14 protein-coding genes are annotated in these 15,097 nt (G+C 33.9%); 10 read left to right on the forward strand and 4 right to left on the reverse strand.

Annotation, left to right across the window (positions count from 1 at the left end; genetic code table 11):
- The first annotated feature begins 10 nt into the window (after positions 1 to 10).
- The 6 genes from BUE95_RS07205 to BUE95_RS13495 all read left to right on the forward strand — a co-directional run bounded on the left by BUE95_RS07205 (position 11) and on the right by BUE95_RS13495 (position 8,140).
- Positions 11 to 1,201: an aspartate aminotransferase family protein gene (locus BUE95_RS07205; RefSeq protein WP_073582936.1), complete on the forward strand. Its 1,191-nt coding sequence runs from the start codon at positions 11 to 13 to the stop codon at positions 1,199 to 1,201.
- 171 nt (positions 1,202 to 1,372) lie between these two features.
- On the forward strand, positions 1,373 to 2,767 hold the full coding sequence (locus BUE95_RS07210; protein WP_073582938.1) for a tetratricopeptide repeat protein: 1,395 nt from the start codon (positions 1,373 to 1,375) through the stop codon (positions 2,765 to 2,767).
- Between the two features lie 146 nt (positions 2,768 to 2,913).
- Entirely contained in the window at positions 2,914 to 3,882 is a 969-nt protein-coding gene (locus BUE95_RS07215) for a DUF368 domain-containing protein (RefSeq protein ID WP_073582940.1), read from the forward strand.
- A gap of 82 nt (positions 3,883 to 3,964) precedes the next feature.
- Positions 3,965 to 4,720 carry a shikimate dehydrogenase family protein gene (locus tag BUE95_RS07220; RefSeq protein ID WP_073582942.1) on the forward strand — a complete coding sequence of 252 codons (756 nt, stop codon included), beginning with the start codon at positions 3,965 to 3,967 and terminating at the stop codon, positions 4,718 to 4,720.
- 511 nt (positions 4,721 to 5,231) lie between these two features.
- A complete protein-coding gene (locus tag BUE95_RS07225; RefSeq protein WP_073582944.1) occupies positions 5,232 to 7,115 on the forward strand; it encodes a DUF349 domain-containing protein in 1,884 nt (627 codons plus the stop codon).
- 116 nt (positions 7,116 to 7,231) lie between these two features.
- Positions 7,232 to 8,140, forward strand: coding sequence for a TIR domain-containing protein (locus BUE95_RS13495; RefSeq protein WP_234977638.1), 909 nt, complete (start codon positions 7,232 to 7,234; stop codon positions 8,138 to 8,140).
- Positions 8,141 to 8,532: 392 nt separating this feature from the next.
- Here the strand turns inward: BUE95_RS13495 and BUE95_RS07235 are convergent, their stop codons facing one another.
- The 4 genes from BUE95_RS07235 to def all read right to left on the reverse strand — a co-directional run bounded on the left by BUE95_RS07235 (position 8,533) and on the right by def (position 11,032).
- Entirely contained in the window at positions 8,533 to 8,820 is a 288-nt protein-coding gene (locus BUE95_RS07235) for an antibiotic biosynthesis monooxygenase family protein (RefSeq protein WP_073582946.1), read from the reverse strand.
- A gap of 166 nt (positions 8,821 to 8,986) precedes the next feature.
- Positions 8,987 to 9,760, reverse strand: a complete 774-nt coding sequence (mazG, locus tag BUE95_RS07240) for a nucleoside triphosphate pyrophosphohydrolase (RefSeq protein WP_073582948.1) — start codon at positions 9,758 to 9,760, stop codon at positions 8,987 to 8,989.
- 134 nt (positions 9,761 to 9,894) lie between these two features.
- The gene (locus tag BUE95_RS07245) at positions 9,895 to 10,329 is read right to left on the reverse strand and encodes a DUF5606 family protein (protein ID WP_073582950.1); all 435 of its coding nucleotides are present in this window, start codon (positions 10,327 to 10,329) and stop codon (positions 9,895 to 9,897) included.
- Positions 10,330 to 10,444: 115 nt separating this feature from the next.
- The gene (def, locus tag BUE95_RS07250; protein WP_073582952.1) at positions 10,445 to 11,032 is read right to left on the reverse strand and encodes a peptide deformylase; all 588 of its coding nucleotides are present in this window, start codon (positions 11,030 to 11,032) and stop codon (positions 10,445 to 10,447) included.
- A 180-nt stretch (positions 11,033 to 11,212) separates the two neighbouring features.
- Between def and BUE95_RS07255 the strand changes: the two genes are divergently transcribed.
- The 4 genes from BUE95_RS07255 to BUE95_RS07270 are packed head-to-tail and all read left to right on the forward strand — an operon-like array spanning position 11,213 to position 15,095.
- Positions 11,213 to 11,794: a GNAT family N-acetyltransferase gene (locus BUE95_RS07255; RefSeq protein ID WP_073582954.1), complete on the forward strand. Its 582-nt coding sequence runs from the start codon at positions 11,213 to 11,215 to the stop codon at positions 11,792 to 11,794.
- On the forward strand, positions 11,769 to 12,968 hold the full coding sequence (locus BUE95_RS07260; protein ID WP_073582956.1) for an argininosuccinate synthase: 1,200 nt from the start codon (positions 11,769 to 11,771) through the stop codon (positions 12,966 to 12,968). The genes BUE95_RS07255 and BUE95_RS07260 overlap by 26 nt, the downstream gene beginning before the upstream one ends.
- A gap of 5 nt (positions 12,969 to 12,973) precedes the next feature.
- Positions 12,974 to 13,948, forward strand: a complete 975-nt coding sequence (gene argC / locus BUE95_RS07265; RefSeq protein WP_073582958.1) for an N-acetyl-gamma-glutamyl-phosphate reductase — start codon at positions 12,974 to 12,976, stop codon at positions 13,946 to 13,948.
- 10 nt (positions 13,949 to 13,958) lie between these two features.
- Positions 13,959 to 15,095: an aspartate aminotransferase family protein gene (locus tag BUE95_RS07270; RefSeq protein WP_073582960.1), complete on the forward strand. Its 1,137-nt coding sequence runs from the start codon at positions 13,959 to 13,961 to the stop codon at positions 15,093 to 15,095.
- Positions 15,096 to 15,097 lie beyond the last annotated feature (2 nt).

The raw sequence follows: 15,097 nt of genomic DNA on the forward strand, positions 1-15,097 counted from the left end.
AGTTCAATTCATGATTGAAGATTTTTTTAAATACCAAGCACAAACTTCACCTCACCCTCTAGCTATGGAAATTTCCCATGCTGAGGGTTCATATATTTATGATACAGATGGCAATGCCTATTTGGACATGGTTGCCGGAGTTTCAGCAAACACTTTAGGGCATCAACCACAACGCGTAAATGATGCCATCAAAAAACAATTAGACACCTATTCACATGTCATGGTGTATGGCGAATATGCACAACATCCAGCAACAGAATTGTGTAAAATATTAGCACAACATCTTCCCTACCCTCTCACGAAAACATATTTGGTAAATTCAGGAACAGAAGCTATTGAAGGTGCTTTGAAATTAGCCAGAAGAGTTACGGGGAGAAGTCAATTAATTTCGTGCCACAATGCTTATCATGGAAATACAATGGGAAGCATGAGTGTCATGGGATTTGAAGAACGGAAACAAATTTTTCGTCCTTTAATTCCTGATGTGGATTTTATTACGTTTAATAATGAGGCCGATTTAGAAAAAATTACCCCTAAAACAGCTGGAGTTTTGTTGGAAACGATTCAAGGTGGCGCGGGTTTTATTGAGCCTCAAAATGATTTTCTTAAAAAAGTACGCCAACGTTGTAATGAAGTGGGTGCCATCATGATATTAGATGAAATCCAACCTGGATTTGGGCGAACTGGAAAACTTTTCGGATTTCAAAACTACGATGTCATTCCAGATGTTGTAGTAATGGGTAAAGGAATGGGTGGTGGAATGCCTGTTGGTGCTTTCACTGCTTCTGCAGAAATGATGGATTTACTAAGTCACGATCCAAAATTAGGCCATATTACCACTTTTGGCGGACACCCTGTCATAGCGGCAGCGAGTTTGGCTACCTTACAAGAGGTTACCGAAACCCATTTAATGCAAGAAGCATTAGCGAAAGAACAACTTTTCAAAAAGTTACTAGTACACCCTTTAATTAAAGAAATTCGAGGTCGAGGTCTTATGCTAGCTGCGATGACGGATTCGCCTGAAATTACAAATGAAGTCATTTTACGCTGTCACAAAAGAGGTGTTATTTTATTCTGGCTTCTTTTCGAAGGTTGCGCCGTTCGAATAACCCCACCACTAACCATTAGTAACGAAGAAATCGCAAAAGGATGTGGCATTATTATTGAGGTATTAAATGAGATAGAAAGAGAAATGAAGTAGGAATTTGGAAGATGAGCGTTTTTACTGTTGTAGATTTTTAGCACGAACTTTATAATTGTTCTTGCCTTTAAAAATTGTTAATTAAATTGTTTACAACAATTCAGCACCCCAACCACTACCCCAATATTATTCCTTAATTTTAATTAGGATAAAATCATAAAACAAAGCGCTATGAATTTGAGTCACGAAGAAGAAGATAACAGCTTGTCCTTATCTAAATTTGAATCAATGTTAAAGACTAACAAAGTTTTTTTCTTTGATTCAGAAGAATTTGAAGATATTATTCTTCACTATATGGATACAGGTCGATTGAATTTGGCAAAAAAAGCGCTTAAGTTAGGTTTAGAGCAACATCCAAAATCAACTGGATTAAAATTAGTCCAAGTAGAAATGTTGGTTTATGAAGACAAACTCGAAATAGCTGAAAAGTTATTGAATGAGTTATACGCTATTGAACCTACTAATGAAGAAATATACATACAAAAAGCAAATATACACTCCAAAAGAGACGAACACGAAAAGGCAATTTCATTTCTCAAAATAGCTTTAAAATACACAGATGATTATGCAGATGTATATTCCATGATTGGAATGGAATATCTGTTCATGGACAACTTGGAGATGGCTAAAGAAAATTTCATCAAATGCTTAGATGAAGACACCGAAGATTACTCGGCACTTTACAATGTGGTATATTGTTTCGATTTCTTAGACCAAAATGAAGAAGCCATCGTTTATCTAAACCGATTCATTGACAGAAATCCGTACAGCGAAGTCGCTTGGCATCAATTGGGACGTCAATATTACGCATTAAAAAACTATGAAAAAGCAGTTTGGGCTTTTGATTATGCAACTTTAATTGACGAAACCTTCTTGGGCGCGTACATGGAAAAAGCAAAATCATACGAAAAACTTAAAAAATATCAAGAAGCGATTGACTGTTATAATGTTACATTAGAATTAGATGATCCCTCTTCATTTGTTTTACTTCGTGTGGCTAAATGTTACGAACGATTAGGCAATACAGAATTTGCTCTGAATTATTACTTAAAAACCGTTCACGAAGACCCTTTATTAGACAAAGGCTGGATAGCGATTACTGATTTTTACATTCGTCAAAAAAACTTCCAAAAAGCATTATACTATGTTAATAAAGCGATTGGGATTGATGGCGACAATTCATTATACTGGAAACGTTTTGCAGCCGTAAACAGTGCTTTGCATTTCTTTGAAGAAGCAGAATATGGTTATCGAAAAGCATTTGAATGCGGCGATATCAATTTAGACACCTTCACACTTTGGACAGATGTGTTACAATTTTTAGGCGAATTTGAAACCGCTATCGAAATTCTTCTAGAAGCAAGTAATGCATTACCAAATGAATACGAGATTGAATACCGTTTAGCGGGATTGTATTTTCTAATGGACGATGTTACAAAAGGAAATCTACATTTAATCAATGGAATAAAATTACAACCAAAACACCTAACTTTGTTCCAAGAATTGTTTCCAGTAGTTTGGGCAAGAACCGAAGTTCAGAAAACGATTTCAAAATATAAAAAATAGAACTACTAAAAACATATAGTAAAAAACTTTTTTGTAAAGCTGAACTTGTTTCAGCTTCTTTTATGAAATAATTCAAGATGTTGAAAAAATCCCGAAGCTTCTGGAGAATAACAACTGTTAACTGATGAAATCTACTATTTATTGAAATGAGAAAACTATTTCCTGATTATTTAATTATCACGCTCAAAGGTTTAGCTATGGGAGCGGCTGATGTTGTTCCGGGTGTATCTGGAGGAACAATTGCGTTTATTTCTGGAATTTATCAAGAATTGATTGATAGCATTAACAACGTTAATGTTTCAGTGCTAAAAACATTAAAAAAAGAAGGCCTAAAAGCTGCTTGGAAACAAGTAAACGGCAGTTTTTTATTGGCTTTAGTAACCGGAATTGGAATCAGTATTTTAACCTTTTCAAAAATTATCACGCATTTATTGGAAACCCAACCCATATTAGTTTGGTCTTTTTTCTTTGGGTTAATTATTGCTAGTATTGCTTTGATTTGGAAAGAAATTACCCAATGGAAAGCAGTAGACATTATATTTTTAATAATTGGAATTGCCATTTCCTATTACATTACTATTGCACGTCCAGTAAGTTCACCTGAAAGTTATTGGTATCTATTTTTATCTGGATTTATAGCGATTATTGCCATGATTTTACCCGGAATTTCGGGTGCTTTTATTTTACTTTTAATGGGTTCCTATGAAACGGTAATTGGAACAATCAATACCTTCAGAGAAGGATTAACTTCAGCAAATTCTGAAATATTAATACAAGCTTTATTAAAATTAGGCGTATTCGCAATTGGAGCTATAATTGGTTTAAAATCATTCTCTAAAATATTACATTGGATGTTTGAACATCATAAAAACACAACATTATCATTATTAGTTGGATTTATGATTGGTTCGCTAAATAAAGTTTGGCCATGGAAACAAGTTTTAGAAACTAGAATAAACAGTCATGGTGAAGTAGTCCCTTATATTGACAAAAGTATTTTACCACAGAATTTTAATGGCGATCCGCAAATTTATATGGCCGTAGTTTTGGCAATTTTAGGCTTTGTTTTAATTTTTGGAATGGAAAAATTAGCTGGCAGATTAGGTAAAAACTAAATTAGAAAAAATAACATTCTTATAACAATTAAAATTGAGAGTCTGATTATATTTGATGAATTGTAATTTAATTCACTAGATAATGAAAAAGGAAACAAAAAAACAGTTGAAATTTGGACTAATCGGTCGAAACATTAGCTATTCTTTTTCAAAAAAGTATTTCAACGAGAAATTTGAAATGGGTCATTTTGACAACTGTGAATATAAAAATTATGATATTGAAAATATAAAAGAATTTCCTAGAATAATCGGAGAAGTCAAAGGTTTACGTGGTTTAAATGTTACGATCCCTTACAAAGAAGAGATCATTCCGTATTTGGATAAATTATCCAAGACAGCAGAAAAAATTGGCGCGGTAAATTGCATTACGATTTCCAAGAAGAAAAAACTAAAAGGGTACAATACCGATTATTACGGCTTCAAAAAGTCGATACAACCCCTGTTAAAAGAGCATCATAAAAAAGCCTTGATTCTAGGAACAGGAGGCGCTAGCAAAGCAATTGCCTATGCCCTACGAAGCCTTAAAATCGAATATGATTTTGTTTCGAGAACAGCAGATGAATTCCAATACAAATATGAAGAATTAGATGCAGCTGTTTTTGAAGAATATACCATTATTATCAACACCACTCCTGTAGGAACCCATCCTAATGTGGACGATTGCCCAAATTTAAATTATAGTTTGTTTACCAAAAAGCACATTGCTTACGACTTAATTTACAACCCAGAAGAAACCGCATTTTTAAGAAAAGCCAAAGAACACGATGCAACTATTAAAAACGGATACGAAATGTTGGTTTTACAGGCGGAGAAAGCTTGGAAAATTTGGAACGAGTAGATTAGCACGCAGATGACACGGGTTTTCAAGCGCAGATTATAACTGATTTTTATTTTAAACACACAATAGAAAAACTATGTGTTGATTTTAGACGTTGCACTTGGCATAGACAACATAAAATTTAACCGCAAAGAGCGCAAAAGGTTCACTCAAAGTTCGCAAAGGTTTTTCACGCACAGTTTGTCATGCTGTTAAGCATCTCTTTTATGTCATCCCTATGGGATTTTTTTCTTATTCATTTCATTAATTACCTAGATGTAATGCCTAACGGCATTTTTAAGTTAGTTTAATGAAAAAAAATGCTTTAAAAACCAATCCCAAGAATGCCTTTTGATGGCTCTCTAACCCCGACAGGAGCGACACCTTGTAAAGCGGATAGCGGAAAAGGGATGGCAAGTACACCCAAAACATCCGTTTCAAAGAAAATAAGCGATAATTAGTCGATTTTTTTTGAATTTTCGTGGTGCTTTAGTATCTTCACATCTTATTAGTAACCTTAAGCATTTACACAATGTCAGAAGCAACACATGATAACCTGCACAATGCAGATGGACAAGACCAAATGGAACAATTAGATGGTGTTAGCATCATTAGTCAATCGGTATTAGAGGAAATAGACAATTCCAATGCAGAAGAAAGCGAAGATGATTCGATAAAAGAGAAGCACGAAATTCCAGTATTGGATTATGATGCGATGTCGATGGAAGCCTTGACTGATGAGTTAGAAAAATTAGTCAACAACGAAAAAGTAATGGCGATTAAGGACCATGTGGAAAGCATTAAAAAAGCTTTTTCGGACAAATACCACCATTTTATAGACGAGAAAAAAGAAGAGTTCTTAGCTCAAAACAACGAAGATGGTTTAGATTTTGAGTATCACTTTCCTTTAAAAAATAAGTTTGACGGCATTTACAACTCGTACAAAGCAAGTAAAGCAAAACATTTCAAGCAATTACAAAACAATTTAGAGCAGAATTTTGCAGTTCGTGAAGGTATAATCGAGGAGTTGAAAAACTTAATCGATTCAGATGACACGAGCATTAGCGATATGTTCAAAAAAGTAAACGAAATTCGTGAACGTTGGAAAAATGCAGGTGCCATCCCAAGAGACAAATACAACATCTTGTGGAACAACTACCATTTTCATATGGAGCGTTTTTACGATATCATGCACTTAGATAAAGAAGCGCGTGATTTAGATTTGAAACACAATTTAGAACAAAAACAATTGATTATTGCTAAAGCGAAAGAATTGTTGATCGAAGAAGACGTAATGAAAGCGTTCCGCGAATTGCAATTGTTACACCGCGTTTGGAAAGAAGAGATAGGTCCAGTAGATCGTGAACACAGAGAAGCGATTTGGAACGAATTCAGTGAGATCACCAAACAAATGCACGATAAACGGGAAGCTTTATACGCATTAGCGAGAGGAAAAGAAACCGAAAACTTAGCTATTAAAAACGAAATTATTTCACAAATCATTGCTTTAGGAAACGAGAAAATCGATTCGCACAGTGGATGGCAAGCGCAAATTCAGAAAATGGAAGCATTACGTGAAGCGTTCTTTAAAGCAGGGAAAGTACCTGCGGAAGTAACTGAGGAAACTTGGGCGAACTTTAAAAATGCGGTTCGTTCTTTTAATGCCAACAAAAACGTTTTCTATAAAGACATCAAACACGAGCAACACGAGAATTTAACTAAAAAATTGGAATTAGTTGAAAAAGCAAAATCGTTAAAAGAAAGTACTGATTTCGCTGCGACTACCCCAATTATGAAGAAAATTCAGGACGATTGGAAAAAAATTGGACACGTGCCTCGTAAATATTCGGATAGCATTTGGAAAGAATTTAAAGATGCTTGTAACGCCTATTTTGATAGAATGCACGAAGCAAGAAATGCCGAAACAGATGAAGAAGTAGAAGCCTTTGAAAAGAAAAAGGCATTCTTAGAAGAGTTGAAATCGTTTACTTTAACTGGCGAACACAAAGCCGATTTAGATGCAATAAAAGAGCACATTGCGACTTGGAAAACCTTTGGAAAAGTGCCTTTCAACAGAAGACACATCGAAGGAAAGTTCAATAAGATTTTAGATGCCTTGTTTGAAAAACTAAGCATGTCTAAAAAAGACACTGAAATGATGCGTTTTAGCAACCGTTTAGAGCAATTATCGGAAGGTGACGACCGCAGAGCTTTAGAACAAGAGCAATTCTTCATCAGAAAGAAAATCGACGAAGTACAAAGCGAAATTTTCCAATTAGAAAACAACATTCAGTTTATTAGCAGTAGTTCGAAAGGTGAAAATCCTTTTATTAAAGAAGTTCAGAAAAACATTGAACGCCACAAAGACGACTTGAAATTGTGGAAAGAAAAGCTACAGCAAATTAAAAATATGTAAGATTGAATCCCGAGTTTAGCTCGGGATTTTTTTTGATAATTTCAAAAACGCAACAATTAAGTTTGTAAGATTTTCGTTATATTTGAAATTCATTATCAATTAAAAAATCATCAAAAATGAGTATCGATATAAAACCGAAATATGAAATTTTATTTAGTGATTTAAAAAACCATTTAATTGGTGATTATTTAATTTCTAGAGAATTCAAAATGTTCATGTCAAAAAATGAGTTTTACGAATCTTGGAATGAAACATATGAAAAAATTAAAGACAAACGTAACTATATTTCTATTGGATTTGATCATAATAGAGCTGACAATATAGATACTTTAGCAGCATATTTAAATGTAATTCATGAAGTTGGCGGAATTGAAGAAATAATTACTTCAATAATTGTAGATTTTATAAATTTTAAAAAAACTAATGAAGACTTTAATGATATAATTGAGTCTTGTACAGTTGCAAATTTTGATAAAAAAAACATACTAAAAATTAAAAATGCTTTTGAAATTCATAGAAAAAAATCACTTCCAAACAAAGAAGTTAAAAATAAAGAGATAATAAAAACAAATACTACAAAAGACAAAGAGAATGTTTTTATTGTACATGGACACAATGAAGAATTGAAAGAAAAAGTTGCAAGAACTTTGGAAAAACTAAAGTTAAAACCAATTATTCTTCATGAACAGACTAATGAAGGTCTAACCATAATTGAAAAATTCGAGAAACATTCTAATGTAGATTTTGCAGTTGTCTTACTTACTTATGACGATTTTGGAAATGTTAAATCAAGTAATGAAAAAAACAAAAGATCAAGACAAAATGTAATTCTAGAACTAGGCTACTTTATAGGAAAATTAGGAAGAAACAAAGTCATGCCTCTTTATGAAAAAGAAGTCGAATTACCTAGTGATATAGCTGGAGTAATTTATACTATTATTGATGATAGTGAAAATTGGAAAATACGATTAGTAAAAGAATTAAAAGCTTCAGGATATAAAGTAGATGCTAATGACATTCTTTAAAATAATATTACTAAAGTATTACAATCAAAAATATTTAATTAGGTATAAAAAAATACCGTCCCTACTGGACTTCCTAATTTTTGTGTTTATTTATTACCCATATTACGTTCCTACGGAACTAAAAAAAGTGAATACAACTATTTGAAAATGCCGTTAGGCATGAAATATAGGTAACTTAATGTAGTAGCATTGGTAAAAATCCCGTAGGGATGGCATAAAAGAGATGCTTAACAGCATGATAAACTGGGCGTGATGTGCGTTATGAGATGCTTCGTTACCTCAGCATGACAAACTGGGTGGTAAAACTTTGTGTGCTTAGTGCCTTCTTTGTGCTCCTTGTGTTTAGAAGAGATGCTTAACAGCATGACAAACGAAACGGTGAAACTTTGCGTTTAAAACTCATATTCTCTTTCCACTTTAGCAATTCTTACTTTGTAATTTTTGTACCAAGTGGTTTTACCTTTTTCTTGCGCTTCTACATGTTCCATATTAGCTTTCCAGTTTTTTATGGCTTCCAAGCTTTCCCAATACGAAACGGTAATTCCAATTTCGCTTCGAGCGCTTTCCATGCCTATATATCCAGGTTGGGCTTTGGCTAGTTCTACCATTTTTGTTGCCATTTCGGCATAACCTGCTTCCACTTCGGTTCTGGTAGAGGTAAAAATTACTGCGTAGTACATGATTAAAATTTTAAATTATAGAATCGCTAATGTGTTCTATGCCAAGTGAAACGCCTAAAAAAATATAGACAAAGTATTTCTATTGTGACTATGTGTTTAAACAAGAGATGCTTTCAGCATGACAAACTAAACGTTAAAACCGAACACTGAGACTGACCACTGAACACTACAATTTCTTCGCTTCTTCCCAAAAAACATCCATTTCCGCCAATGTCATATCCATTAAAGGTTTGCCTAATTCGGTGGCTTTGTTTTCTAAATATTGGAAACGTTTAATGAATTTTTTATTGGTGCGTTCTAAAGCGTCTTCTGGGTTTACTTTTAAGAATCGGGCATAATTGATCATGGAAAACAAAACGTCGCCAAATTCGGCTTCTATTTTATCTTGGTTACCGGCTTGTACCTCAACTTGGAGTTCGTTAAGTTCTTCTTGTACTTTGTCCCACACTTGGTGCGGTTCTTCCCAATCAAATCCAACGCCTTTTACCTTATCTTGAATGCGACTTGCTTTTACTAATGCAGGCAAACTTTTAGGCACACCTTCTAAAACCGATTTTTTGCCTTCTTTCAATTTTAGTTTCTCCCAATTTTGCTTTACCTCCTCTTCGTCAGCCACTACCACATCGCCATAAATATGCGGATGACGATCGATTAATTTATCACAAATCGAATTCGCTACATCGCCAATATCAAATGCATTGGTTTCGCTTCCAATTTTTGAATAAAACACAATGTGCAACAATACATCGCCCAACTCTTTCTTGATTTCCTGCAAATCGTTGTCTAAAATGGCATCGCCTAATTCATAGGTTTCTTCAATCGTTAAATGACGCAGACTTTCAAGTGTTTGCTTTTTATCCCACGGACATTTTTCTCGTAAATCGTCCATAATATCTAAAAGGCGGTTGAAAGCTTGTAGTTGTTGTTGGCGTGTGTTCATGTTTTCTGGTTTTGTTTCAGGTTTCAAGTTTCAGGTTTGAATTTGTTCTTGAACTTGAATTTATTCTTGCTTCCGTAAAAATAAAAAATCCCACGTGGAAAACGCAGGATTTTAAAGTATAATTTTCCCAATGCTTATTCAGCAGCTGGAGTTTCTTCTTCTTGTTTGATTTCTTTAGATAACGCTTCTACAGAAACGAAACCTTTAGGTTGTAACAAATTGTACCAGTTTAAGATTTTCTTGATATCAGAAGTATATACTCTGTCTTCGTCAAATTCTGGTAAAATTTCTCTGAAATATGCTTTTAATTTAGCATCATCTTCTTTGTGAGACATTGCCATACCGTCGTTTTCTTTTGTAGCGATTGCTTTGAAAACTTCCGCTAAACGCACTTCTTCAGAATACGTATACACTGCAATTTCTGACAACAAACTTACGTTAGCTCTCATTCCAACAGTTATTTTTTTTCCGTCTAATAAAGATTCGGCAACAAATCCTGTACGCGTTTGAATTTTTAATTCATATAAACCTGGTTTCCCAGAAATAGCTAATATTTTTTGAATGCTCATATTTCTTACTTATTAAGGTTGGCAAATATATTATTTTAAAGTAAAAAGTGAAACGTAAAAAGTAAAAAGTTTAAAGAAAAACTGAATACTAAAAACTGAACACTGAATACTGTAATTAACGTCCTTTTTTGTTTACAAATTTCATTTTATAATCGGGTCTTGCTTTACCATCCATAATGTTTTGCAATTTTTTCCCTATCAATTTCTTTTTCAGTATTGACAAATGATCCGTGAATAAAATTCCTTCGATGTGGTCATACTCATGCTGGATAACACGTGCGATTAAACCATCATAGACTTCTGTTTTCTTATTGAAATCTTCATCAAAATATTCAATCGTAATGGTGTCATGACGAAAAACATCTTCTCTAACATCAGGAATACTCAAACACCCTTCGTTGAATCCCCAAATATCACCTTCTTCTTTAATGATTTTCGCATTAATAAATGTCTTTTTAAAATCTTTCATTAATGCAGCTTCTTCTTTAGAAACATCATCACTATCGCTAAAAGGCTCGGTATCCACAACAAACAATCGAATTGGCAACCCTACTTGTGGAGCCGCCAAACCAACCCCATGAGCATGATACATGGTATCATACATATTCGCAATTGTTTCTTTCAAATTCGGATATTCTGGAGTAATATCATCTGCTACTTTACGTAAAACCGGTTCTCCATACCCGTAAATTGGTAAAATCATAATCTTAAAATTGAGGGTACAAAAATAGTAAAATATAAAGACAATAAAACAGTTATAACAAATAAATAACAACCATATATAAAGATTTATAATCTTATTAAATTTATTAAAAAAGATAATTTATCTAATTTTTATTGTTTAATAAATAATTTTATTTAGTTTTGCCGAAATTTTAAAGAAATGACGATTAAAATTGAGCAGACGAATTCTCAACATTTGATTTTCTGTGAAGCCATAATAGAAGAAATGGAACTTTCGGCAAAAGTGAGAGGGACAGGAATCGCCAAGCGTTCGACAGAATACTTAAGTAAAAAAATTATTGATGGAAACGGAATAATCGCCCTTACCGAAGAAAACGAATGGGCGGGATTTTGTTACATCGAAACGTGGAGTCATGAAAAGTTTGTAGCAAACTCAGGCTTAATTGTAGCTCCAAAATTCAGGAAACACGGATTGGCACGTAAAATCAAGAAAGCCATTTTTTCATTGTCACAAAGTAAATTTCCAAATGCTAAAATCTTTGGACTCACGACTGGTTTGGCGGTAATGAAAATCAATAGCGAATTGGGCTACGAACCTGTAACCTATTCCGAATTAACACAAGATGAAAATTTCTGGAACGGATGCAAAAGCTGTATCAATTATGAAATTCTAATCGCAAAAGAAAAGAAAAACTGTTTGTGCACTGCCATGTTGTATGAACCCAAAATAGCATTAATTCCAAATCAAGAGAACCATGAAAAAAGTAGTTTTAGCATATAGTGGAGGATTAGACACTTCGTTTTGTGCTGTTTATTTATCTAAAAAGTTAGGATATGAAATTCACGCTGTTACTGTTAATACAGGTGGATTTTCAGCTGAAGAAATAAAGGATATTGAAAAACGTGCTTTACTTCTTGGCGTAAATACTTATACGTGCATTGACGCTGTAGAAAGTTATTATAACTCTTGTGTAAAGTACTTAATCTATGGGAATGTTTTAAAAAACAATACTTATCCTCTTTCTGTGAGTGCTGAACGGACTATTCAAGCAAAATCTATAGCAGATTATGCCAAAAAAATCAATGCCGATGCAGTGGCGCATGGAAGTACAGGGGCAGGAAATGATCAAGTACGATTTGATGTAATTTTTAATATTCTTTGTCCCAATATTGAAATCATCACCCCTATTCGTGATTTGAAACTTTCGAGAGAAGCCGAAATTGAATTCCTAAAGGAAAATCAGGTAGAAATGAATTTCGAAAAAGCAATGTATTCTATAAACAAAGGGCTTTGGGGAACTTCTGTTGGTGGGAAAGAAACCTTAACATCCCATCAATATTTACCAGAAACGGCTTTCCCATCGCAATTAGAAAAATCAGAAGCCGATAAAACGGAAGTGATTTTACATTTCAAAGAAGGAGAAATCATTGGGATTAATGAAACCCTATTTTCACATCCAAGTGAAGCTATTTTACATTTAGAGTATTTAGCTGCTCCATTTGCTATTGGAAGAGATATCCATGTAGGGGATACCATTGTTGGAATTAAAGGGAGAGTCGGATTTGAAGCGGCGTCAGCTTTAATTATTCTAAAAGCGCATCATTTATTGGAAAAACATACCCTTTCTAAATTTCAATTGAATTTAAAAAGTCAACTAGCCGATTGGTATGGCAGCTGGTTACATGAAGGTTTGTTTTTAGATCCTGCATTGCGCGACATTGAAACTTTCTTTACCAACACACAAAAAACGGTGAGTGGGAAAGTAATCGTAACACTACTACCGTATCGTTTTATCCTTAACGGAATTGAATCGGAGAACGATTTAATGGCATCGAAATTTGGAAGCTATGGTGAAATGAATTTAGGCTGGTCTGGTGAAGATGTAAAAGGATATTCAAAAATAATTAGTAATTCACTTACCATTTATCATCAGGTAAACGAGAACAAAATATAAATCAAATGGAATCAAAAATAAAAGTTGGGATAATGGGAGCTGCAGGTTATACTGGTGGCGAATTGATTCGTTTGCTTTTAAATCATCCAAAAACCGAAATAACATTTGCGTCTAGCAGAAGTCAAAATGGAAAAGAGATAAGCAGTATTCATACCGATTTAATTGGAGAAACGAATTTGACGTTTACCAATAAATTTTCCCCAGAGATTGATGCTTTATTTTTGTGTCTTCCACACAAAGAAAGTAAAATCTGGCTACAAAATAATGCGGTTAACAAAACTACTAAAATCATCGATTTAGGAAATGATTTTAGAATTGACGGCACATTTAAAAACGGAAATTTCACATATGGTTTATCCGAAATCAATAAGGAAGCCATAGAAAAAAGCAATTATATTGCCAACCCAGGTTGTTTTGCTACAGCAATTCAATTAGCCTTACTCCCACTTGCTAAAGCCAAAATTTTAAAAACAGTTTATACAACCGGAATTACAGGTTCAACTGGCGCAGGGATACAATTGCAAGACACGACACATTTTACTTGGAGAGCCAATAATATTTCGGCATACAAAACTTTACAACACCAACATGTAGCTGAAATTTGTAAAACGCTAAATGATTTAAATGAGGAAAAAGTAAACTTAGAATTTGTGCCTTGGCGGGGTGATTTTACTAGAGGAATTTTTACAAGTTCTACGATACAAACAAAAATGAATTTACAAGAAATACAATCGCTTTATGAAGATTTTTACAGGAATAATCCATTTGTATTTCTTTCTAAAACCAATATTGATTTAAAACAAGTAGTAAACACGAATAAATGTTTACTCTTTATTGAAAAAGACGAAAATCATGTGGTAGTCCACTCCGTTATAGATAATTTATTAAAAGGTGCTTCTGGACAAGCGATTCAAAATATGAATTTGATGTTTGGCTGGGAAGCTACGCTGGGATTAAAATTAAAAGCCTCAGCATTTTAAAAAAAGAAAAATGAAATTATTTGATGTATATCCGTTATTTGACCTAAACTTTGTAAAAGCAGAAGGAAGTTATTTGTGGAACGATAAAAACGAAAAATATCTCGATTTATATGGAGGTCATGCCGTGATTTCAATTGGGCATAGCCATCCTACTTACGTACAAAGAGTCACAGAACAATTACACAATATTGGTTTTTATTCGAATTCGGTTAAAATTCCAATTCAAGAAGAGGTTGCACAAAAATTAGGTAAAATTAGTGGGTATGAAGATTATTCACTTTTCATGTGCAATTCAGGTGCCGAAGCGAACGAGAACGCAATTAAACTAGCTTCGTTTCACACACAAAAGAAAAAGAACATTTGCTTCATCAAGGCTTTTCATGGAAGAACTGCGGCTGCCGTTGCGGCAACTGACAACAAAAGTATAATTGCTCCTACGAATGAATCGGATAACTTTATTTTTGTTCCTTTTAACAACACAACTGCGTTAGAAGAAGCTTTTAAAAATCATGAAATTTCTTCTGTGATCATTGAAGGAATTCAGGGTGTAGGCGGTGTTCAAATTCCGGAACCAAGCTTCTTAGAGAAAATTAGAAGTTTGTGTGACGAACATGAGGCGGTTTTCATTTGCGATGAAATTCAATCAGGTTATGGAAGAACGGGTAAGTTTTTTGCGCACCAACATGCCAGTGTAAAAGCTGATATCATTACAATTGCAAAAGGGATGGGAAATGGTTTTCCTGTTGGTGGCGTTTTAATTTCACCCAAATTTCAAGCAAAACACGGTTTGTTAGGAACCACTTTCGGTGGTAACTATTTGGCTTGCGCAGCTTCATTAGCCGTTTTGGAAACCATCGAAAAAGAAAATTTACTACAAAACGCAACCGATTTAGGAGACTATTTGTACGAAGCATTGATAGACGATCCGTTGATTCACGAAATCCGCTATCAAGGTTTAATGTTTGGCATCGAACTTAAAGTTCCTTGTGCACCTTTACGAAACAAATTATTGAGCGAATTCAATATGCTAACAGGAAATGCATCGTGCCCAAAAACATTGCGAATTCTTCCAGCTTTAAACATTACAAAAACAGAATTAGATGCCTTTATAGAAGCATTTAAAATTCTATCTAAATCCAATTTATGAAT

It is taken from the genome of Flavobacterium cucumis (assembly GCF_900148835.1).
Taxonomy (GTDB): domain Bacteria; phylum Bacteroidota; class Bacteroidia; order Flavobacteriales; family Flavobacteriaceae; genus Flavobacterium; species Flavobacterium cucumis.

Excerpts from the sequence above, each read along its gene's own strand:
- BUE95_RS07205 (WP_073582936.1), top strand. The coding sequence starts at position 11 with ATGATTGAAGATTTTTTTAAATACCAAGCACAAACTTCACCTCACCCT.
- BUE95_RS07210 (WP_073582938.1), top strand. The coding sequence starts at position 1,373 with ATGAATTTGAGTCACGAAGAAGAAGATAACAGCTTGTCCTTATCTAAA.
- BUE95_RS07215 (WP_073582940.1), top strand. The coding sequence starts at position 2,914 with ATGAGAAAACTATTTCCTGATTATTTAATTATCACGCTCAAAGGTTTA.
- BUE95_RS07220 (WP_073582942.1), top strand. The coding sequence starts at position 3,965 with ATGAAAAAGGAAACAAAAAAACAGTTGAAATTTGGACTAATCGGTCGA.
- BUE95_RS07225 (WP_073582944.1), top strand. The coding sequence starts at position 5,232 with ATGTCAGAAGCAACACATGATAACCTGCACAATGCAGATGGACAAGAC.
- BUE95_RS13495 (WP_234977638.1), top strand. The coding sequence starts at position 7,232 with ATGAGTATCGATATAAAACCGAAATATGAAATTTTATTTAGTGATTTA.
- BUE95_RS07235 (WP_073582946.1), bottom strand. The coding sequence starts at position 8,820 with ATGTACTACGCAGTAATTTTTACCTCTACCAGAACCGAAGTGGAAGCA.
- mazG (WP_073582948.1), bottom strand. The coding sequence starts at position 9,760 with ATGAACACACGCCAACAACAACTACAAGCTTTCAACCGCCTTTTAGAT.
- BUE95_RS07245 (WP_073582950.1), bottom strand. The coding sequence starts at position 10,329 with ATGAGCATTCAAAAAATATTAGCTATTTCTGGGAAACCAGGTTTATAT.
- def (WP_073582952.1), bottom strand. The coding sequence starts at position 11,032 with ATGATTTTACCAATTTACGGGTATGGAGAACCGGTTTTACGTAAAGTA.
- BUE95_RS07255 (WP_073582954.1), top strand. The coding sequence starts at position 11,213 with ATGACGATTAAAATTGAGCAGACGAATTCTCAACATTTGATTTTCTGT.
- BUE95_RS07260 (WP_073582956.1), top strand. The coding sequence starts at position 11,769 with ATGAAAAAAGTAGTTTTAGCATATAGTGGAGGATTAGACACTTCGTTT.
- argC (WP_073582958.1), top strand. The coding sequence starts at position 12,974 with ATGGAATCAAAAATAAAAGTTGGGATAATGGGAGCTGCAGGTTATACT.
- BUE95_RS07270 (WP_073582960.1), top strand. The coding sequence starts at position 13,959 with ATGAAATTATTTGATGTATATCCGTTATTTGACCTAAACTTTGTAAAA.